The 18305-nt window shown below is 63.1% G+C and carries 11 protein-coding genes, 1 tRNA gene, 1 other RNA gene and 1 pseudogene; 3 read left to right on the top strand and 11 right to left on the bottom strand.

Annotated features, from left to right (window positions below):
• Positions 1 to 129: 129 nt before the first annotated feature.
• From ACZ1G8_RS10725 to ACZ1G8_RS10715, 3 genes are read right to left on the bottom strand one after another with little or no spacing between them, the layout of a single operon-like run.
• Positions 130 to 3927 carry a GMC oxidoreductase gene (locus ACZ1G8_RS10725; protein ID WP_472679386.1) on the bottom strand — a complete coding sequence of 1266 codons (3798 nt, stop codon included), beginning with the start codon at positions 3925 to 3927 and terminating at the stop codon, positions 130 to 132.
• Entirely contained in the window at positions 3924 to 5357 is a 1434-nt protein-coding gene (locus tag ACZ1G8_RS10720; RefSeq protein WP_472679385.1) for a metallophosphoesterase, read from the bottom strand. The genes ACZ1G8_RS10725 and ACZ1G8_RS10720 overlap by 4 nt, the downstream gene beginning before the upstream one ends.
• Positions 5354 to 6583, bottom strand: a complete 1230-nt coding sequence (locus ACZ1G8_RS10715; protein ID WP_472679384.1) for a serine hydrolase domain-containing protein — start codon at positions 6581 to 6583, stop codon at positions 5354 to 5356. Before ACZ1G8_RS10715 ends, ACZ1G8_RS10720 begins: the two co-directional genes overlap by 4 nt.
• A 327-nt stretch (positions 6584 to 6910) precedes the next feature.
• Here ACZ1G8_RS10715 and ACZ1G8_RS10710 point away from each other — a divergent pair, with 327 nt between their 5' ends.
• On the top strand, positions 6911 to 7879 hold the full coding sequence (locus ACZ1G8_RS10710) for a hypothetical protein (protein ID WP_472679383.1): 969 nt from the start codon (positions 6911 to 6913) through the stop codon (positions 7877 to 7879).
• A 61-nt stretch (positions 7880 to 7940) separates the two neighbouring features.
• On the opposite strand, the gene ACZ1G8_RS10705 is transcribed toward ACZ1G8_RS10710, so the two are convergent.
• Positions 7941 to 8026: transfer RNA gene (locus ACZ1G8_RS10705), tRNA-Tyr, on the bottom strand.
• Positions 8027 to 8180: 154 nt separating this feature from the next.
• Between ACZ1G8_RS10705 and rlmB the strand changes: the two genes are divergently transcribed.
• Positions 8181 to 8972 carry a 23S rRNA (guanosine(2251)-2'-O)-methyltransferase RlmB gene (rlmB, locus tag ACZ1G8_RS10700; protein WP_472679382.1) on the top strand — a complete coding sequence of 264 codons (792 nt, stop codon included), beginning with the start codon at positions 8181 to 8183 and terminating at the stop codon, positions 8970 to 8972.
• A gap of 25 nt (positions 8973 to 8997) precedes the next feature.
• Entirely contained in the window at positions 8998 to 9852 is an 855-nt protein-coding gene (locus ACZ1G8_RS10695) for a hypothetical protein (RefSeq protein WP_472679381.1), read from the top strand.
• An 85-nt stretch (positions 9853 to 9937) separates the two neighbouring features.
• Here ACZ1G8_RS10695 and ACZ1G8_RS10690 read toward each other — a convergent pair whose 3' ends face one another.
• The 7 genes and pseudogenes from ACZ1G8_RS10690 to hrpB all read right to left on the bottom strand — a co-directional run bounded on the left by ACZ1G8_RS10690 (position 9938) and on the right by hrpB (position 18103).
• Positions 9938 to 10210: an HU family DNA-binding protein gene (locus ACZ1G8_RS10690; RefSeq protein ID WP_221428842.1), complete on the bottom strand. Its 273-nt coding sequence runs from the start codon at positions 10208 to 10210 to the stop codon at positions 9938 to 9940.
• A gap of 245 nt (positions 10211 to 10455) precedes the next feature.
• Entirely contained in the window at positions 10456 to 12849 is a 2394-nt protein-coding gene (gene lon / locus ACZ1G8_RS10685) for an endopeptidase La (RefSeq protein ID WP_472681242.1), read from the bottom strand.
• A 136-nt stretch (positions 12850 to 12985) separates the two neighbouring features.
• The gene (locus ACZ1G8_RS10680) at positions 12986 to 13327 is read right to left on the bottom strand and encodes a YbaB/EbfC family nucleoid-associated protein (RefSeq protein WP_221428843.1); all 342 of its coding nucleotides are present in this window, start codon (positions 13325 to 13327) and stop codon (positions 12986 to 12988) included.
• 45 nt (positions 13328 to 13372) lie between these two features.
• A pseudogene (locus ACZ1G8_RS10675) lies at positions 13373 to 15169 on the bottom strand (DNA polymerase III subunit gamma/tau); the annotation flags it as partial.
• 61 nt (positions 15170 to 15230) lie between these two features.
• An RNA gene (gene ffs / locus ACZ1G8_RS10670) (signal recognition particle sRNA small type) lies at positions 15231 to 15325 on the bottom strand.
• A gap of 34 nt (positions 15326 to 15359) precedes the next feature.
• A complete protein-coding gene (locus tag ACZ1G8_RS10665) occupies positions 15360 to 15638 on the bottom strand; it encodes an ETC complex I subunit (RefSeq protein WP_472679380.1) in 279 nt (92 codons plus the stop codon).
• 17 nt (positions 15639 to 15655) lie between these two features.
• Positions 15656 to 18103, bottom strand: coding sequence for an ATP-dependent helicase HrpB (gene hrpB / locus ACZ1G8_RS10660; RefSeq protein ID WP_472681241.1), 2448 nt, complete (start codon positions 18101 to 18103; stop codon positions 15656 to 15658).
• Positions 18104 to 18305 lie beyond the last annotated feature (202 nt).

Below are 18305 nucleotides of genomic sequence, written 5' to 3'. Positions count from 1 at the left end.
TATTAGATTATTGCCGAGAACGCCCTATCCATGGATGGATAGAAAGGCATATGGGCGGAGTTTGCGCAATCGTATGCGAGAGAGCGCATCCCTCGGCATCGAGCTGTGTAACAATAGTGCAACACCGTCTTAGCCGGTCGCCACTTTTGTTGATGCCGCTCCCTGAGCATCCAGCCATTCCAGCTGTTCAAGGATTATCGGCGTGACGTCGCGGTGCGCGTTGTAGCCGATGAACAGGTCCATGTGGCCGTAGTTCGGGACCACGCGCTGCTGGTAGAGGCCGTTGCCATTGTGCTCGGCGAGCCACATGCGAGTGCGCTGGCCGCTCTCGGGATAGAAGATGCGGTTTGTCGCGCCCGACAGGAAGCTGATCGGTAGCGCGAGCCGGCGCGCAGCCTCTGCCGAGGTGTAGTCCCCCCTTCCCTCCGCATCGACGGCGATACCCTCGTGCATAATCGTGCCGAGCTGCTCGAACGGTTTCAGCGCAACCCGGCTGAACATGCTACCGAGCGCATTATGCGTGTCGTGGCCAAGCTGCGAGTGATCCCAGCTGGGCCCGAACACGCCGAAAACGCGGCGGCAGGTCGGGTTCTTGCACTGTTGCCCGTCGGGCATCGGTATCTGGTAGGCTACCGCGTCGATCTCGTAGTCGGTCTCGGTACCTTGGCTCACGAAGTCGAGATGCCCGTCGAGCAGCGATATCTGCGAGAGCGCACCAGCCACACCGAGATCGGCCTTGAGGTAATTTAGCCAGTCGGTGACCGGATGGAGCGTCAGCTGCGAGCTAATCAGCGACCGCACACCAGAAACGTGGCCGGCACCGATACCCATCAACAGGCTCATCGAACCCACACAATGCGCGAGCGCCTGCACGCTTTCGGCTCCGGTGGTCTCACGAATCTTGGCAACCGCCGCAGGCCAGTCGTAGCGTGCGATATCGTCGATCATAAATTCGGGCGGACGTTCGACATCATTGCCCGCATCATTGCTGGCACGATAATCGAACAGCCATACGTCGTATCCCTTGGCGACGAGGCTCTCGGTCAGGTTCTCGTCGACCGTCGGCGTCGCGAAGCTCGAGGCGCGGACAGAGAAGCCCGGCGCGAGGACCAGCGGCCCGCGCGAGCCGCCGCGATAGCGGGTGAGGCCGATATTCACTCCGTCGCCAGTGGCAACGATGTGTTTCTCTGCTGGTGGCAGGCGCATTTCGCGCGGGACGTAATTCTCGAAATCACTCTTCGGGAAATCGTTCAGCGTCGCCAGCATCCCGCCATAAGCACGAAAGACGGTCATCGCGAAGAAGCCCGCGTACTTCGCTGTGAAATAGGTCTCGATCGCCTTCTTCGCCTTGGGGATCAGGTTCACGACATGCCCGACGAGTGTGTCTGCGTCATGCACCTCGATGGTTGTCAGCTGGCGCATGAATTCATTGACACCGAGCTTGAGAACGCCGCGACCGATCAGCTCGCCGCTCTCATCCTCTCCGTGGCGCAGGGTCACGAATAGCGTGGTGAGATCGGTCCAGGGATCGGACTTGCCGCGCTGCTGGAGCGTCTTGAAGCCGTGGAAGTGGATAGGACCGTCCGGGCCTTCCAGCACCATGTCGTAGAGCATCTTCCAGCTTTCCGGCTTGCCCGGATCGGCGACCAGCAGGCGGAACGTGCCTTCCCGCACTTTCAGTGGCTCTTCAGAGATCTCGCTCACCAGAACGCTGCCGGTGATCGCCGAGCGATGCTCGCGCTCCTCGATCATACGGTGGAGATTTTCGGTCGTCACAGTGAGCAGGAAGCTGCATTCGCTGCCTTCCGCGCGGCCCCAGGCGGCGCCATTCGCATAGTCGTCGCGAATGCGCTCGGCATGATCGCAGGGCTTGTGATGGCAGCCGGTGGCGCTGATGTGGCCGGCCATAGTTTCGGTGAAGGCAAGACCCGGGCTCATCGCCTCGGGATGCTCCTTCACTAGCTTGCGGATGGCCTGCTTGCCCTCGTCCAGCGCACCGCCCTCGAAATGCATGGCCGCTGCCTCGATCTGTCGCGAGACCGGATCGATGGCGTGGCCCGCCACCCATTTGGCGACCGACAATTCGAGCTTGCTGCCGAAATCGACCTTGAAGGGTTCGTCATCGACCCCGCAATTGTCCTCGACCGGCTCGGGCAAAGGCCCTTCGGCAGCAAGGGTGTAGTCGATAGACCAACCGTTGCGGTGCGCCATCTTTTCGAGCGCGCGTTCGGCGACGGCGGTAATGGTGAGCAGCGGGTTCACGCCGACTGCACCAGGCAGCGCGGCACCGTCGCAGACATAGAGGCCTTCGTGGACTTCGGTTCCGCTCTCGCCGGAAAACACGCGGCATGTGTCGTCGACCACGCCGCGGCTCGCATCGTCGCCCATCCCGCAGCCGCCGATCGGGTGGACGGTGATGAGCTTGCGGCCCATCTGCTCGTTCCAGATCGGATCGGAGAAATACTGCGCCTGGATCGCTTCTGCTGCCTGGCGCATGAGGTCGTCGTCGCGGACGAAAGTGTCCTGCTTGCCTGCATCGGGCCAGCTGATCGTGATCCGGTCGTCCTCGAGCTTCAGCTGCCCGTGGGAATCGTCGACGCTCATGACGAGATAAGTCTGCGTGCGCGCCATCGGTCCCTTGTAGGCCCATTCTCCGATGCTTCCCGGATCGGTCTGGAAGGCTTCGCCCATTGCCTTCGCATCAAGCAGTCGGGGTTTCACCTGGTCCATGCCGAAGCGCGTGAAGCTGTCCGCCAGCGTCTCGCCGAAGAAGAAGGCCGGTGCCAGCGCCATGCCGATGATGCCGGGAGCAACGCCCTCCTCGATAACCAGCCCCTTGGTCACGTCATTGGTATCGCGAATGTCGATCACGCCGGTGATACAGGGCCCAGGATAGGCTTCCTTGGCGACATCGTTCGCGCCGACGCCGATCGCATGGAGCGGCTGCGCAGTAAGCACGTCGCCCTGCTTCTCCGCCTTGAAGTAGCTGTCGTACGCAAAGCCGAGCGCATCGCCATTGCCTGAAAAGCCTTCGCCCAATCGCTTCGAGAGCGTCAGGCCGCGTTCGCGCGAGCGAAGCAGGATCTCGGTGGAGCCGATCGTGCCGGCGCCGAGGACGACATGATCGGCAGTAACGCTCGAAGGGCCCTTCGCGGCATCCTTGCCGTTGGCCTCGAGGTGGACACGCCATTGCTCGCCATCACGCTCGATCCACAGCACCTTCGCCTGTGTGAAGATTTCCGCCCCGTGGTTCGCAGCATCGGGGAGATAGTTCATCAGCGTGGTGTTCTTCGCACCGACATTGCAACCCGAAACGCAGTCGCCGCAATTGGTGCAGGCCGGCTGCGGCACGCCGAAGCGGTTGGTCTTGTCCTCGAAAGTGACGTTGATCGGCGTCTTGTAGAAGCGCTTGCCCATCGCCTTTGCCGAGTGCTCGAGCGCTTCCAGCTTGCCGAGAGCGGGATAGCTTTCGGGATAGGGATTGGGTGCGAGCATTTCGCGTGCGCGTTCGTAATAGGCGTCGATCTCTTCTCGGTCCTCGCGGAACGCGGCGGGCCAGTGGGCCTCGTCCAGCAGGCGCTTTTCGAGCTCAAGCGCGACATTGGCATTGATCAGGGAAGTCCCGCCGAGCCCGCAACCGACCAGCGCATACTGGTCATCGTTCACATGGACTTCGAACAATGCGTCGGGCTCGCCGATCCGGCCGCCCTTGGCATTAAACTGCATCGCGCCCTGCGCGTCTGCCAGCTTGTCTGGATATTCGCCCGGAAGGAATTCCTTCCCGCGCTCTAGCACGCAGACATCCTGCCCCGCACGCGCCAGACGGCTGGCGGCGACGCCCGCGCCATAACCCGAGCCGATGACGATGGCAGTGTAGTGCTTCTTCGCCTGCGAGAACGGCTTTGCGATGCGCTTCTGCCGGGTCATTCTGCGGCCTCCCGCATGTCGTTGGACTTTTCGAGGAAGTCGCGAACACGCTTGTCGCCCTCCTCGTCGATGCGCGCATGGACGGCGCGCGAGAATTCGGCCCAGTGGCTTTCGGCTGCTTCGACTGCCGCGGCGACCTCACCCACCAGCTTCGTCTCGCGTCCGCTTCCCTCTACGCGAACCGGGTTCATCACCCCGTCGACCGGATCGTTGAACAGGCGCAGCGATGCGACTTCGAGCTCGTCCGAAACGAGCATGGCGGCGCAGCCCTGCACAGGCATGAGGCCCGGCTCGTCGAGCACCCAGCCGCCAGTGTTGAAGACACCGACGGGCAGATCGTAGCCATCGACCATCAGCTCGTCCTGGAACGGCTTGTGCGTATGGCCGAAAACGAACTGCATCTCACGCGGAAGCTCGCCAAGTTCCTCACGCAGCTGCGCAGCCATCGGGATCGAGAGATACCAGCCGATATCGTCGATCTCGTCATCGCCCAGAACGTGGCGATAGCCTTCGCGCTGCTTCTCCGCACCGCGGCCTGCGGTCAGGTCGACGCCGGCGCGAATGAGATTGTCGAGCGTGATGCCGTACTTCAGCTCGATCTTCGGATTGATGCCGAGTTTCGAATGCAGCCCGCCGGTCACGCGGCGCGCGATAGCTTCGGCCATGTCGTGGCTCGCGCCTGCGCTCAGCATGGTCTGGTAAAGCGTACCTGCCTCGCCGCCGATTTGCCCGGCGCTGCCGAGATCGGACCAGAGGAAGTCGATCCACGGACCGTTCTGTTCTTCCAGCTCGTGCATCGTTGCGGGGCGCGGTTCGCTGCCGTCGAGGAAGCCGCGGAAATTGGATAGCGCGCGGTACATGGAGTCGAGATAGTGGCCGTGATGCATGACCACCGCACGACCACGCTGGCGGTCGGTAATGCCCCAGTTGGGATAGGCGATGTGGACATGCGCGCCTGCAAGATGCGGGCGGTGCGCGATCAGCGATTCCATCATCCTGCAGCGATGCTTGGGCGTGCCGGTGATGGTGGTGATGTGTTCGAGGTCGCCCGGGACCTTGCCGTCCATTACCTCGGTAACGAAGCAGTGATCCTGCGCCATGCGCCACAGGTGGTGATCGTGATTGCCCGCGATGTAGACGATGTCACGGCTGAAGATCTCGCGCCCGGCCTTAGGGAAAAAGGCGTCGATCAGCTGCAGGAAGCTCTTCGACACGTCACCAAAAGGCGACAGACCGAGGTCCAACGCATCGCCGAGAAGGACCAGCTGCGGCTTCTCATCATCCTTCAAGGTCTCGCGCAGCGCATTGGCGAAACTGGCAAGAACCTCCGAAGGGCCGTCGGCGATTTCGCCCGCGCCGTTTACGTGGGTCAGCAGGCTATCACGCGCACCGAGATGGAGGTCCGAGAGGACGATCTGTGCGATGCTCACACGATCGTCTCCAGGCAGCGGTAAAAGGCATCTCGCACGATCTTCTCGCGCGGATCGTCCCACTTGCCCGTTCCGAGCGTATTGGTGATCCAGGCGTAGGCGACCTCGTCATCGGGGTCGGCATACGCGAGCGAGCCGCCCACCGCGAAGCTGCCGAAGGCGCTGCGGGTGCGGGCGAATTCCCATTCGTCGAACGGCTTCTCGAAGCCGAGCGAATAATACATGTCGGCGGTCAGCACCTCGTCGCGCAGGCCCTTCTTCGGATGCGCGTGCCCCCGCTTCAGGTAGTCCATCACCTCGGGCGTGATGGCCAGTTTCTCGCCACCCTCGGCAAATGCCTGGTAGATCGCGGCCAGCCCTGCGGAAGACGCGATGCCGCCCGCACCGCCCTGCCCGACCCGCCAGAACTCCTCGCAGTCGAGCGCGCCCGGTCCTTCGAGGATGAGCGGATTGTTGAGCGTGCGAAACGCGAGCGTGCCCGGCAGGCACATGGCGAAGGTGAGCGGCCACGGCATGGTGGTGTGGCGGATGAAGAGGTCCTGCATATGGAACCCCTCGATCCGTGCAAGACGGTCGCGGTTGGCCGTATCGGGCAGCCCGAGGAATACATCGACGCCAAGCGGTCCTGCGACTTCCTCGGCGAAGAAGCGACCGAGCCTGCGGCCCTGCGGATCGCGGCGATGGATCAGCTCGCTGGCAATCCAGCCGAGCGAATAGGCGTGGTTGCCCGAGTGCTCGCCCGGCTTCCAGTTGGGCTTCTGCGCCGCAATAGCCGCGCAGATCGCGTCTTCGTCGCCCATGTTGTCCAGCGTCAGCTTGAAGTCGATTGCGGCCAGTCCGCCCTGCTCGCTCAGCGCTTCGCCGATGGTCATCCGGCCTTTCCCGTGCGCTGCGAACTCGGGCCACACATGGGCGACCGGCTCGTCATAGGAGAAAAGGCCGCGCGATACGGCGACGGCCGCAGCCATGCCGGTAAGACCCTTGGTCAGCGAATAGACTAGCGCGGCGGTCCGGTCGTCCCAACCCTCGCTGCGCGACTTTTCCCTCCAGCCGCCCTGGAGGTCGACCACCTTCTCGCCGCGGTGGTAGATCGTGCAGGCCGCTCCCAATGCGGCGCGGGCCTGGATCGGCGCGGCAAAAGCCTGGACCACGGGTTCGAACCCGGGTGCGACATGACCGGTGACACGCGACTGCACGCCCGAAAAAGTGCTGGCGACGGGCTTCAAGGCTGATTGCGGCAAGATGAGCGACCCCTTCCATATGGCGGCCGCCCCCGCGGCTGCCTGCCATGAGGTCGCTAGCGAATAATGGTTAACGCAAGGCTTAGGACGAGCCGCAAGTGGCTGGGTATGCTGGGAAGAAAAGCCGCTTTTGGTTTCCGCCCGAACTCGATAGGACTGGGCGGACAGAAAATGATTATGGCACCGATGGCCGACACCCGACCAACATACCAGATCTCAGCACCGTCCATTCGTCCCTACATCCAGCCGCTATGGCCTGGAGCGCTGGCGATGCCATTCGAATTGCGAGACGAAGAGGGTCGGAGGATCGCCTTGAACGACGACCACGTATCGGGGCGCTACGTTCTCGTGGTTTTCCTGAGCGATCCTTACATGGACGATACGATCTCACTCATGAAGTCGCTCGCAGCGCTCGAACCACGCTTGAGCGCTGCCAATACGACGGTCATCGCGATCAGCGCGTCGAGCGATGCCGATTACAATAAGAAGATAAAACGTGCGACCGGCTTTCCTTGGCCGATCGCCTGCGACTCATCGGGCGGCATTTTCGCAACCCATGGCTTGCACAAGGGAAGCGACGAGGCAGTCCGGTTGGTCATGGTAACGCCATACCGGCAAGTCCGCAGCTGGTACGATCTTGAAACGGACGCGGACGCAACGCTGGAGACGATTATGGAACAACTCGATAGCGCAAAGGCGGCCGAGGAAATGCGCTGGAGCCCGCCACATGCACCGGTCCTGATCGTGCCTAACGTCCTGTCGCCCGAAGAATGCGGCAAGCTGGTCGAATCAGCAGAGACGGATAGCCCGTTCATGGTGCGACGGCCGCGGCCTGGAGAGATCGCCGGGAACTATTCGATCCCGGTCTATGAACACGACCGGCAGGATCGCGTGGATCTCATCGTCAAGGACAAGAACACACTCGCGTTTCTCGACGAGCGGATTTTCGGAAGAGTGACGCCGATGATCAAGAAGGCGTTCTCGTTCGACGTGACCCGACGCGAGGACCTTCACATTGCGCGCTATGTGGGCAAGCGCGAAGGGTTCACCATGGGCCATCGCGACAACACCAGCCCGCCCGGAGCGCATCGCCGTTTCGCATTGTCGATGAGCCTCAACGACGATTACGAAGGCGGTGAAATCGCCTTCAAGGAATTCAGTCCGAAGGGCTACCGCGTGCCCGCAGGCACTGCGATGGTTTTCTCTTCCTCGCTGCTACACGAAGTTCAGGAGACGACCTCGGGGGTACGCTATAATCTGATATCGCACCTGTTCAGCTAAGACTGGCCTTGGCCACGGCGCGCGAAGGGGCGCACTTGCTGTCGAAGGTGAGGCAGGGCGGTGGTGGACAGGGCTGGATTCGAACCAGCGTACGCTTGCGCGGGCAGATTTACAGTCTGCTGCCTTTAACCACTCGGCCACCTGTCCACACCGGTTCGCCATTCTCTTGTCGGAAGAGAAATTTGCGGGGATTCGCCTAGGCATCCCCTGCCGAGAGGCGCCCCTTTGGCGAAGCGGCGCTTGCCTGTCAATGCCCTCGCTGGCAGGAGCGCGACGCAATATCGAATTGAGGACGATTTCCATGGCAAAAGGCGAACGCAAACGCGCATTGAGGGGCCGGGCCGGCCGCATGAAGGGCGGACGCGGCAGCGGCCGTGCTGGAGCAGGCAACGTGCGGCTCTGGGGCCGCCACGCGGTCGAGGCAGCGCTCAAGAACCCCGACCGGCAGCACCGCAAGCTGTGGGCGACGCGCGAGGGCATTGCCTCGCTGGACGGCGAACTGCCGCCCGATTTCCCCGTGGAATATGCCGATGTGCAGGATCTCGCGCGGCTCGTCGCCAAGGATGCTCCGCACCAAGGCCTGGTGCTCGAATGCGCGCAGCTCGAGGACAAGTTCCTCGACGAAGTGCTCGACGGCGATCCTGCCCGACCGATCGTGGTGCTCGACCAGGTTACGGACCCGCACAACGTCGGCGCGATCATGCGCAGTGCGGTCGCGTTCAATGCTGCGGCACTGGTGACGCAGGATCGCCACGCGCCGCCCGAAGGCGGGGTTATCGCCAAGTCGGCTTCGGGCGCTCTCGAGACGCTGCCGTGGATCCGTGTCGTGAACCTCGCCCGAGCGATGGAAGAGATGGCAGAGGCCGGATACTGGCGCATAGGCCTGACCGGGCACACAGAGACCACTTTCGCCGAGGCCTTGCCTGCCGGGCCCGTCGCGATCGTCCTTGGCGCGGAAGGCGAAGGCATGCGCCACAATATCGAGACGCATTGCGACGCATTGGCGAAACTTCCGATCTCTAACGAAATCGAAAGCCTCAACGTGTCCAACGCAGCTGCAATTGCGCTATACGCTGCCGCAACACGAGGCTGAAATCCGGCTCAGGGGGAAATTGGACGTGAACTACAACTCGACGAAAATCCGCGCGGTGGCTCTGGCCGCCGCAAGTTCGCTGGCGCTCACGGGCTGCCTCCTGTCGCCGGGCGCATTCACCAGCGAACTGCAGCTCATGAAGGACGGCACCTTCAGCTATTCCTACGATGGCGAAATCCAGATGCTGGCGCTCTCGAAGCTCGCGCAGATGGCGGACAAGCCCGAGGAATTCAAAGCCGAGTGCTACGACGAGGAATTCGAAGAGCGCGAGTGCACGCTCGCCGAAACGAACGAGCAGCGCGCCGAGTGGGATGCGGCTGCCAGCCAGCGCGAAGCCAAGCAGAAGGAAGAAGCCGAGAATATGAAGGCCTTTCTCGGCGGGATCGATCCGTCGAACCCCGAGGCGGCGCAGGAACTGGCAGACAAGCTCGCCCGCCAGCGTGGCTGGGAAGAGGTCACCTACAAGGGCGACGGTCTGTTCGACGTCGATTTCCGCATTTCGGGCAGCATGACCCACGACTTCGCGTTCCCGGTGATCGAGAAGATGCCGATGGGCAATATGTTCGTCACCATGGTGCTGCGCGATGGCGGGCAGGTTCGCGTCGATGCGCCCGGCTTCGCGGCACAGGGCGGCGGCAATCCGATGCAGGGCATGATGGCGGGTATGGCCGGCCTCGCCCAGATGTCCGAAGGTGCGGAAGGACAGGATCCCGGCAAGATCGTCGTGCCAGAGGGGACCTTCACCATTGTGACCGATGGGCGCATCCTCGCCAACAATACCGACGAGGGTCCGGTTGCCCACTCGCGCGGCGAAGCGCTGGTCTGGGAAATCAGCCCGCGTACCGAGCAGGCGCCGACCGCGCTGATCACCTTCAACTGAAGCTTTTTACCGGGCCCTGAAAAGGGAAACGCCGCAGCGACCGAGGTGGTCGCTGCGGCGCTCGATCCCTGTTTGAAGGCGCGTCTTAGTTGACGGCGTCCTTGAGGCCCTTGCCGGCCTTGAACTTCGGCTGGTTCGAAGCCGGAATGTTCATCGGTTCGCCGGTGCGCGGGTTACGGCCGGTCGAGGCCTTGCGCTTTGCGACCGAGAACGTGCCGAAGCCGACCAGGCGCACTTCGTCGCCGTTCGACAGCGACTTGGTGATTGCATCGAAAACGCCTTCGACCGCGCTTGCTGCATCGCTCTTCGAAAGGCCGCTCGAATCTGCAACCGCGCCGATCAGATCGTTCTTATTCATTATGTGGGAACCCCCTCATCTGGTGTTTTGAATTTTGTCCGGTGAATCGTCTCGCCGGGAAGCGGGGAATTGAGAGGCTTTTGGTCTCACTGTCAAAGGCAAATTCCGCGAAAATGGGCGGTTTTCAGCCTGCGAATTCGATTTCTGCGACGAATTGATCAGGCAGGCCGTCGGCAAGCACTACCGACACCCAGAATTAACTCTGAGTGCCCGTCGCGATTCGCTGCGGTGCAGCGTATCTTTTGTTAATGCGCGGTCGGCGGGCTTGCCCCGCCATGAGCCTGACCGGGCTGGCTGGCGAGATCGTCGGCCTCGGTCCACTCGATCGGAGCGGGCAGCGAGCTGAGTGCGTGCTCGAGCACTTCGTCGACATGTGCGACAGGCACGATCTCCAGACCTTCCTTCACGTTTTCCGGAATCTCGGCGAGATCCTTCACGTTCTCTTCCGGAATGAGGACCTTCTTGATGCCACCGCGAAGCGCCGCGAGCAGCTTCTCTTTCAGGCCGCCGATCGGAAGCACGCGGCCACGCAGGGTGACCTCGCCGGTCATCGCGACATCGGGCCGCACCGAAACGCCCGAAAGCGTCGAGACGATCGAGGTGACCATGCCGATACCCGCGCTCGGACCGTCCTTGGGCACCGCACCTTCGGGAAGGTGGATGTGGATGTTCTTGCGCTGGAAGATGCTCGGCTTGATCCCGTAGTGCGGCGCGCGTGCCTTCACGAAACTGAAGGCCGCAGCGACACTCTCGTTCATCACTTCGCCGAGCTTGCCGGTGGTCTTGATCTCGCCCTTGCCAGGCGTGGTGACGCTCTCGATGGTGAGCAGCTCGCCGCCCACCTCTGTCCACGCGAGACCGGTGACCGCACCGACCTGCGCTTCTTCCTCGCTCATGCCATGCTTGAACTTGCGCACGCCAGCGAAGTCCGAGAGGTTCTCCGGTGTGATTGTGACGCTCTCGGCCTTGCCTTCGAGGATCTTTCGCAGGCTCTTTCGGGCCAAGCGCGCCAGCTCGCGTTCGAGCGTACGTACGCCCGCCTCGCGCGTGTAGTAGCGGATGAGGTCGCGCAGGCCGTCTTCAGTCAGCTCGAATTCGCCGTCCTTGAGGCCATGGTCCTTGACCTGCTTGGGCAGGAGGTGGCGGGTCGCGATCTCGACCTTTTCATCCTCGGTGTAACCCTCGAGCCGGATGATCTCCATGCGGTCGAGCAGCGGCTGCGGCAGGTTGAGGCTGTTCGCCGTTGTGACGAACATGATGTCCGACAAATCCAGGTCGAGTTCCAGGTAGTGGTCCTGGAACTTGTTGTTCTGTTCGGGGTCGAGCACTTCGAGCAGCGCCGAAGCCGGATCGCCGCGGAAGTCCTGTCCCAGCTTATCGATCTCGTCGAGCAGGAAGAGCGGGTTACTCTTACCCGCCTTCTTGAGGTTGGTGACGATCTTGCCCGGAAGCGATCCGATGTAGGTCCGGCGGTGGCCCCGGATTTCCGCCTCGTCACGCACGCCGCCCAGCGACTGGCGAATGAACTCGCGGCCAGTCGCCTTGGCGATCGACTTGCCGAGCGAGGTCTTGCCGACGCCGGGAGGGCCGACGAGGCACAGGATCGGGCCTTTCAGCTTGTTGGTACGCGCCTGCACGGCGAGATATTCGATGATCCGGTCCTTGACCTTCTCCAGCGCATAATGATCCGCATCGAGGATCTCCTGCGCCTTGCCGATGTCCTTCTTGACCTTGCTCTTCTTGCCCCAGGGCAGGCCGAGCAGCACGTCGAGATAGTTGCGGATGACGGTCGCCTCGGCGCTCATAGGCTGCATGGCCTTGAGCTTCTTGAGCTCGCTTTCGGCCTTGGCGCGCGCTTCCTTGGAAAGCTTGGTCTTGCCAATCTTCTCGGTCAGTTCGGCGATCTCGTTGCCGCCGTCCTCGTCACCGTCGCCCAGCTCGTTCTGGATCGCCTTGAGCTGCTCGTTGAGGTAATATTCGCGCTGCGTTTTTTCCATCTGCCGCTTCACGCGGCCACGGATACGGCGCTCCACCTGCAGCACCGATAGCTCGCCTTCCATGAAGGACATCACCATCTCGAGGCGCTTCAGCGGATCGGGTTCGACCAGAAGCGACTGCTTGTCGGAAACCTTGGCGTTGATCGCGGCAGCGATCGTATCGGCCAGCTCTCCGGCATCATCGATCTCGCCGAGCTGTTCGGCAGCGTCTTCGCCGATCTTCTTGTTGAGCTTGGCGTATTCGCCGAACTGCTCGACCACCTGGCGCATCATTGCGCTGATCTCGGTGCCCGAGGCGGTCGGCTCCTCGATGATCGTGACTTCGGCGGCGACATGGTCGCTGACATTGTGCAATGCTTCGAGCTTGGCACGCTCCTGCCCTTCGACCAGCACGCGAACCGTGCCATCGGGCAGCTTGAGCAGTTGCAGCACCTGCGCAATGACGCCGGTGTCGTAGAGATCGGAACCTTCCGGATCGTCACAGCCCGGATCGAGCTGCGAGAGCAGGAAGATGTCTTTCGATCCTTCCATCGCCTTCTCGAGCGCCGCTACCGACTTGTCGCGACCCACGAAAAGCGGGACGACCATGCCGGGGAAAACGACGATGTCGCGAAGCGGAAGGAGGGGAAAGGTCTCGGTCATATTCATACTGTCCATCTGCGGCCCCGAAAGGGACCGTGTGTTGGATACGAATATGGGAACGCCCCCCGCGCTTCGCAACGCGGGAGGCGTCTAATCTTGGGGATTGGCGGTGGTTAAACCGCTCCCGGGCTCGTGATCAGCCGAAACCGGGGATGTTCATGCCCGGCGGAAGGCCCATGCCGCCTTGGATGGCCTGCATCTCCTCGGCCGACTTGCGATCGGCCTTGTCGCGCGCATCGTTGAAGGCGGCAGCGACGAGATCTTCCACCATCTGCTTTTCTTCGGGCTTCATCAGGCTCTCGTCGATATCGACGCCGATGATGCGGCCGCGGGCGGTCGCGCGGACCTTCACGAGGCCACCGCCAGCCGAACCTTCGACCTCGATCGTGTCGAGCTTGGCCTGCGCTTCGTTCATCTGGGTCTGGATCGTCTCGGCGGCCTTCTGGGCGGCAGCGATCATCTCTTCCATCGATTTCATCGGTCTTTCCTCGTTCTCAGGCCCTGCGGTTCCAGGGTATTTCGCGCCGCTGCGGGGGAGTTCGGCGCCGTCTTCCAACATTTCGGCATCGGGGAAGGCAGCTTCAACCGCTTTCACCATCGGATGTTCGCGCATGGCGGCTTTCGCAGCCTCGACCTTGGCCTGCTTGGCCTCCTCGATCGAGGGGACTGCCATGGCTGGATCACCGACTTCCAGCTGCCAGCGCGTGCCGGACACCGCATATAGCGCATCTTTCAGGATCGGTTCGATATCCTGGTCGAACCGCGGATCGCGCGAATAGACCAGCTTGCCTTCTTCGACGCTGATCGGCCTGACCTGGTAGCGCATCAGGTTCGCCGCCTGCATCTGGCCGACCTGATCGACCTTCTCGACCAGTTCCTCCCAATCGAGTGATGCCGTGGTAGCCGGCGCCGCGTTTTCGCCCGAAGTCGCAGCAGGAGCAGGGCCGCGCGCGGCGAGCTCCTCCAGCTTCTTCGCCAGCTTGCCGGGATCAGGGAGGTTCGAGGCATGCAGGACGCGCAGCAGCGCCATCCGTGCCGAGACCAAAGGATCAGGTGCCTGGCGAACTTCGTCATGCCCCTTGAGCAGGAGCTGCCAAAGGCGATGCACCTGCCCCACATCGAGCCTTTCAGCCCATTCGGTCAGCTGCTCGCGTTCTTCCGCGGTAGAGGCCTCTGCCTCGCCGCCCGAGACCTGCGCCAGCGCGATGCGGTGGGTGAGGTCCATGAGGCTGCGCATGAGCGCCAGCGGCTCCACGCCGAGCGCATACTGGTCGTCCACCGCCGCCAGCGTCGCCTTGGCATCGCCGTCGAGGATATGCGCGAAGAGCCGCCGCTGCGCACCGCGATCGGCAAGGCCGAGCATGTCGCGCACGCGCTCTGCCGTGACCTTGCCGCCTGTGTCCATGTCGGCATGGGCGATGGCCTGGTCGAGGATCGAGAGGCCGTCGCGCACCGAACCTTCGGCGGCATTGGCGATGATGTGGAGCGCCTCTTCTTCCGCCTCGACACCTTCCTTGCGGCAGATTTCGGCGAAATGGGCTTCGAGTAGTTCGACCGGGATGCGGCGCAGGTCGAAGCGCTGCGTGCGGCTGAGCACGGTGATCGGAAGCTTGTCGACTTCGGTGGTGGCGAAGAGGAATTTCACATGCGCCGGCGGTTCCTCCAGCGTCTTGAGCAACGCGTTGAACGCGTTGCGCGAGAGCATGTGGACCTCGTCGATGATATAGATCTTATAGCGCGCTGACACCGCCGCATAGCGGACCGCCTCGATGATCTCGCGCACGTCGTCGACGCCGGTATGCGAGGCGGCGTCCATCTCGATCACGTCGATGTGGCGGCCTTCGGCAATCGCCTGGCACGGTTCGCACACGCCGCAGGGGCTGATCGTTGGACCACCCTCGCCGTCGGGACCGATGCAGTTCAGAGCCTTGGCGATAAGACGCGCGGTCGAAGTTTTCCCGACCCCGCGTACACCGGTCATCAGAAAGGCATGCGCCAGCCGGTCACGCGCGATGGCGTTCGCCAGCGTGCGCACCATCGCATCCTGTCCGATCAGTTCGGAGAAGGTCTGCGGGCGATACTTGCGCGCAAGCACGCGGTAAGGCTGCGCAGGTTCCGACGGTGCGGCAGCAGGCGCCTCGACCGGAGCAGGCGCCGGTTCGGCGGGCTTTTCCACGATAGGCTCTGCAGGCGCAGGCTCGGGCGCGTCTCCGAACATGGAATTCTGCCCGGCAGCCTCCAGTTCGGCGGCGCTCGGTGCGTCGTCTTCGACGTCGCTCTCCCACGGAAGTCCGTCGGTATTCTCCGGTGAATCACCCATGCAGGATTAGGTAGGCGCAGATGCGCCGAATGTCACATAGTGTGACGTGCGAATTGTGGGTGAAAAAGGAGCCGAGCGACCCGCCGCAATTCACCTGGGCTGCTTCCTTCCGGACCTGACCCGGTGAGCGAACGCAAACGTCCACCCGACTCCCGGCGCGCCATATGGCGATGCCGGGGCCAGAAATCAATTACCTAAAATTATCGGCGTATGCCTGCAGCTTCAGCGTGTGCGGCGGGGTGGCATGGACGCGCGCGGGGATGCCGTATTTCCCGGCATAGGCCTTGGCCTCGTCCTTGCTCGGGAAGGTAAGCTGCACCTGTGCCTGCGTATCGCCGCTGCCGGTCCAGCCCATCAGCGGGTCTGCACGGCGGGCTTCGGACTGTTCGAACTCGAGCACCCACTCGTCGGTACGGGCCCTGCCCGACTGCATCGCGCTCTGCGGCCTTTGGTAGATACGTGCTGCCATAGTGGGCGCCCTGTAATTCAGCCTTCGCCTTTTGAAAAGGCGTTCTTGGTCTTCAAACTAGGCTTTTCCGCCCATGGTTCCTCGGGCCAGCGGTGCTTGGGGTAGCGGCCCTTCATGTCCTTGCGCACATCGGCCCAGCTCCCGCGCCAGAATCCCGGCAGGTCGCGGGTCGACTGGATCGGGCGGCCGGCAGGGCTTGTGAGCTTGAGCAGCAGGGGCGTATTGCCGATCATCGGATGGCGTTCGAGGCCGAACAGCGCCTGCACGCGCACCTCGACGCTGGGCGCATCGTCGCCGATGTAATCGATCCTATGCGTCGTGCCCGCTGGCGATGTGAACTCGCGCGGCGCCTCGCTGTCGAGCCGCTGCCGGTCGTTCCAGTCGAGCAAACCCAGCAAGGCGTCCACCAGCTTGCCTTTGCCAATCTCTAGGTTGCGCTTGCCCTCCAGTAGCGGGGCGAGCCAGAGATCGGCGTTTGCAGCAAGCCGCTCTTCCGCCAAGGCCTGCAGCCCGATGAATGCGGCTCGCGCCTGCAACTCGGCAGGAATCAGCTTCCCCAAGTTTTCCAGAGCCTTGTCCGCAAGGATACCCACAAGCAGCTCGGGATCGGGGTCCGGGTCGGGCCCGCTGGAAAGCGTGATCGCGCCAAGCCGTCGCTCGAGCCGCGCTTCGACCCTGCCGTCCTTCCAGCGCGCGACCGAGCGCTTCTCGATCCTATCACCGAGCCAGTGAAGAAGGTCGGCCTCCTCGAGCGCTATCGCCGAGGTGATGCGCGCTCCCCTGGCCTGCCCCTGCGCATCGCCGATCACGAGGAACTGCGCCCGGGCCAGCGGGGATGCCGGGTCTAGCATGAAGCCGCGACCGCCGGCCGCGATCCAGTTCTCCCCCGAGGGATCGCGCCGCTTGGCGATGAACTCCGGTCGACCGGCTGCAAGCAGGATGGCGAGTGGCACACCGTCCTTCCCGCTATCGGTAAAAAGCGAACGCGCCTGTTTCGCCCAGCGGCCAGCCAGCTTGCGACTGGCTTCGGCGCGCGATCCGAGATCTGCATTCCAGCGCGAAAGGCGTGCCTCGAGGTCTTCTCCGCGCCCGCCGAGCCCGCGCTCCTGCAGTAGCAGGACAAGGCGCGCTGCGGTTTCCGCATCGCCGTGTTCGGCGCCAAACAGGACCGTCGCGGCCGAAGACGGATCAAGCGGCAGGCTCGCCAGCCGCTTGCCAAAATCGGTGATCCGCCCCTTAGCATCGAGCGCGCCCAGTCCTGACAGTGTAGTTCGTGCCGCCATGACCGAAGCTTCTGGCGGGCTGTCCAGCCATTGCAGGCTCGCCGGATCGCCGGTTCCCCATTTCGCCAGATCGAGCACCAGGGGCGCGAGGTCGGCGGTCTCGATCTCGGGCGGATCGAAGCGGGGCCGCCCTGCATGGCCGCCCTCCTCCCAGAGGCGATAGGCCACACCCGGCCCTTGGCGCGCGGCACGCCCTGCCCTTTGCGCGGCTGCCGCCTGGCTCGCGCGGTGGGTGACGAGATGCGTTGTGCCAGCGGCCCGGTCGAACTCAGCTCTTCGCGAAAGTCCCGCATCGACCACTACCGAAACGCCGTCGAGCGTCAGCGAGGTCTCGGCAATCGCCGTCGCCAGCACGATGCGGCGCCTTCCTTGCGGATCGCGGCGGATTGCCGCCCGCTGCTCGGCTGGCTGCACTTGCCCGTGAAGTGGGAGCACCAATGCGCTGGACAGCCTCGCTTCCAGCCGTTCGCGCGTCCGCTCGATCTCGCCCACACCCGGCAGGAACGCTAGGATATCGCCCTCCTGCTCTTTCCACGCCGTTGCGATAGCCGATGCCATCGCGTCCTCGACCCGCTCTTGCGGTGACGAACCGAGCCAGCGGATAGCGAGCGGGAAAGCGCGGCCCTCGCTCTCGATCACGGGTGTGTCCTCGCCCATCAGGGCAGCAAAGCGCGCCCCGTCGATCGTCGCCGACATCACCAGCACGCGCAGGTCTTCGCGCAGCACGCCCTGTGTTTCCAGCGAGAGGGCAAGGCCGAGATCGGTATCGAGATGCCGCTCATGCGCCTCGTCGAGGAGCACCGCCGAAACGCCGGGAAGTTCTGGATCGTCGAGGATCGTGTTCACGAAGATCGCCTCGGTCACAACGAGTACCCGCGTCTTCGCCGAGCGCTTGCTGTCGAGCCTCGTGAGGTATCCGATGGTCTCGCCCGGCTTTTCGCCCAGCATCTGTGCCATGCGCTCGGCAGCGGCACGCGCGGCCACGCGGCGGGGAGAGGTCAGGATGACGGTACCTGTGCACCATTCCTCCCGGATCAGGGCAGGTGCAACGGCAGTAGTCTTGCCCGCACCCGGAGGTGCCACCAGCACTGCTCCGCTCTTGCTGCGCAGGGCTGCGAGCAAGTCCTGGAGCACGTCGTGAATCGGAAGGCGGTCGGTCACGAAGGCGCTATTCGCACACATCCTCATCGCGCACAGCCCCCGAACAGGCCGGAATTCCCAATCCGTTGTTATGCGACGGGATTTCCGTTGCATTTGCTGAAACCTCAGAAATCCTGCTATCTAGCCGCATTCCTTGCTTCTCCGGTCGGGTCGGAGAGGTGGGGTTTTTTGTCGCCGCACCGCCAACAGGCGGGCCGACGAAGGGCCGCACAACAAGGGAGAG

The organism is Qipengyuania sp. BR81-2 (assembly GCF_055693895.1).
This window is presented reverse-complemented; position numbering and strand designations above follow the sequence as displayed.

Bases quoted from the DNA above. Each gene is read 5' to 3' on its own strand.
- ACZ1G8_RS10665 (WP_472679380.1), bottom strand. From the start codon at position 15,638: ATGGCAGCACGTATCTACCAAAGGCCGCAGAGCGCGATGCAGTCGGGC.
- lon (WP_472681242.1), bottom strand. From the start codon at position 12,849: ATGACCGAGACCTTTCCCCTCCTTCCGCTTCGCGACATCGTCGTTTTC.
- rlmB (WP_472679382.1), top strand. From the start codon at position 8,181: ATGGCAAAAGGCGAACGCAAACGCGCATTGAGGGGCCGGGCCGGCCGC.
- ACZ1G8_RS10690 (WP_221428842.1), bottom strand. From the start codon at position 10,210: ATGAATAAGAACGATCTGATCGGCGCGGTTGCAGATTCGAGCGGCCTT.
- hrpB (WP_472681241.1), bottom strand. From the start codon at position 18,103: ATGTGTGCGAATAGCGCCTTCGTGACCGACCGCCTTCCGATTCACGAC.
- ACZ1G8_RS10725 (WP_472679386.1), bottom strand. From the start codon at position 3,927: ATGACCCGGCAGAAGCGCATCGCAAAGCCGTTCTCGCAGGCGAAGAAG.
- ACZ1G8_RS10680 (WP_221428843.1), bottom strand. From the start codon at position 13,327: ATGAAATCGATGGAAGAGATGATCGCTGCCGCCCAGAAGGCCGCCGAG.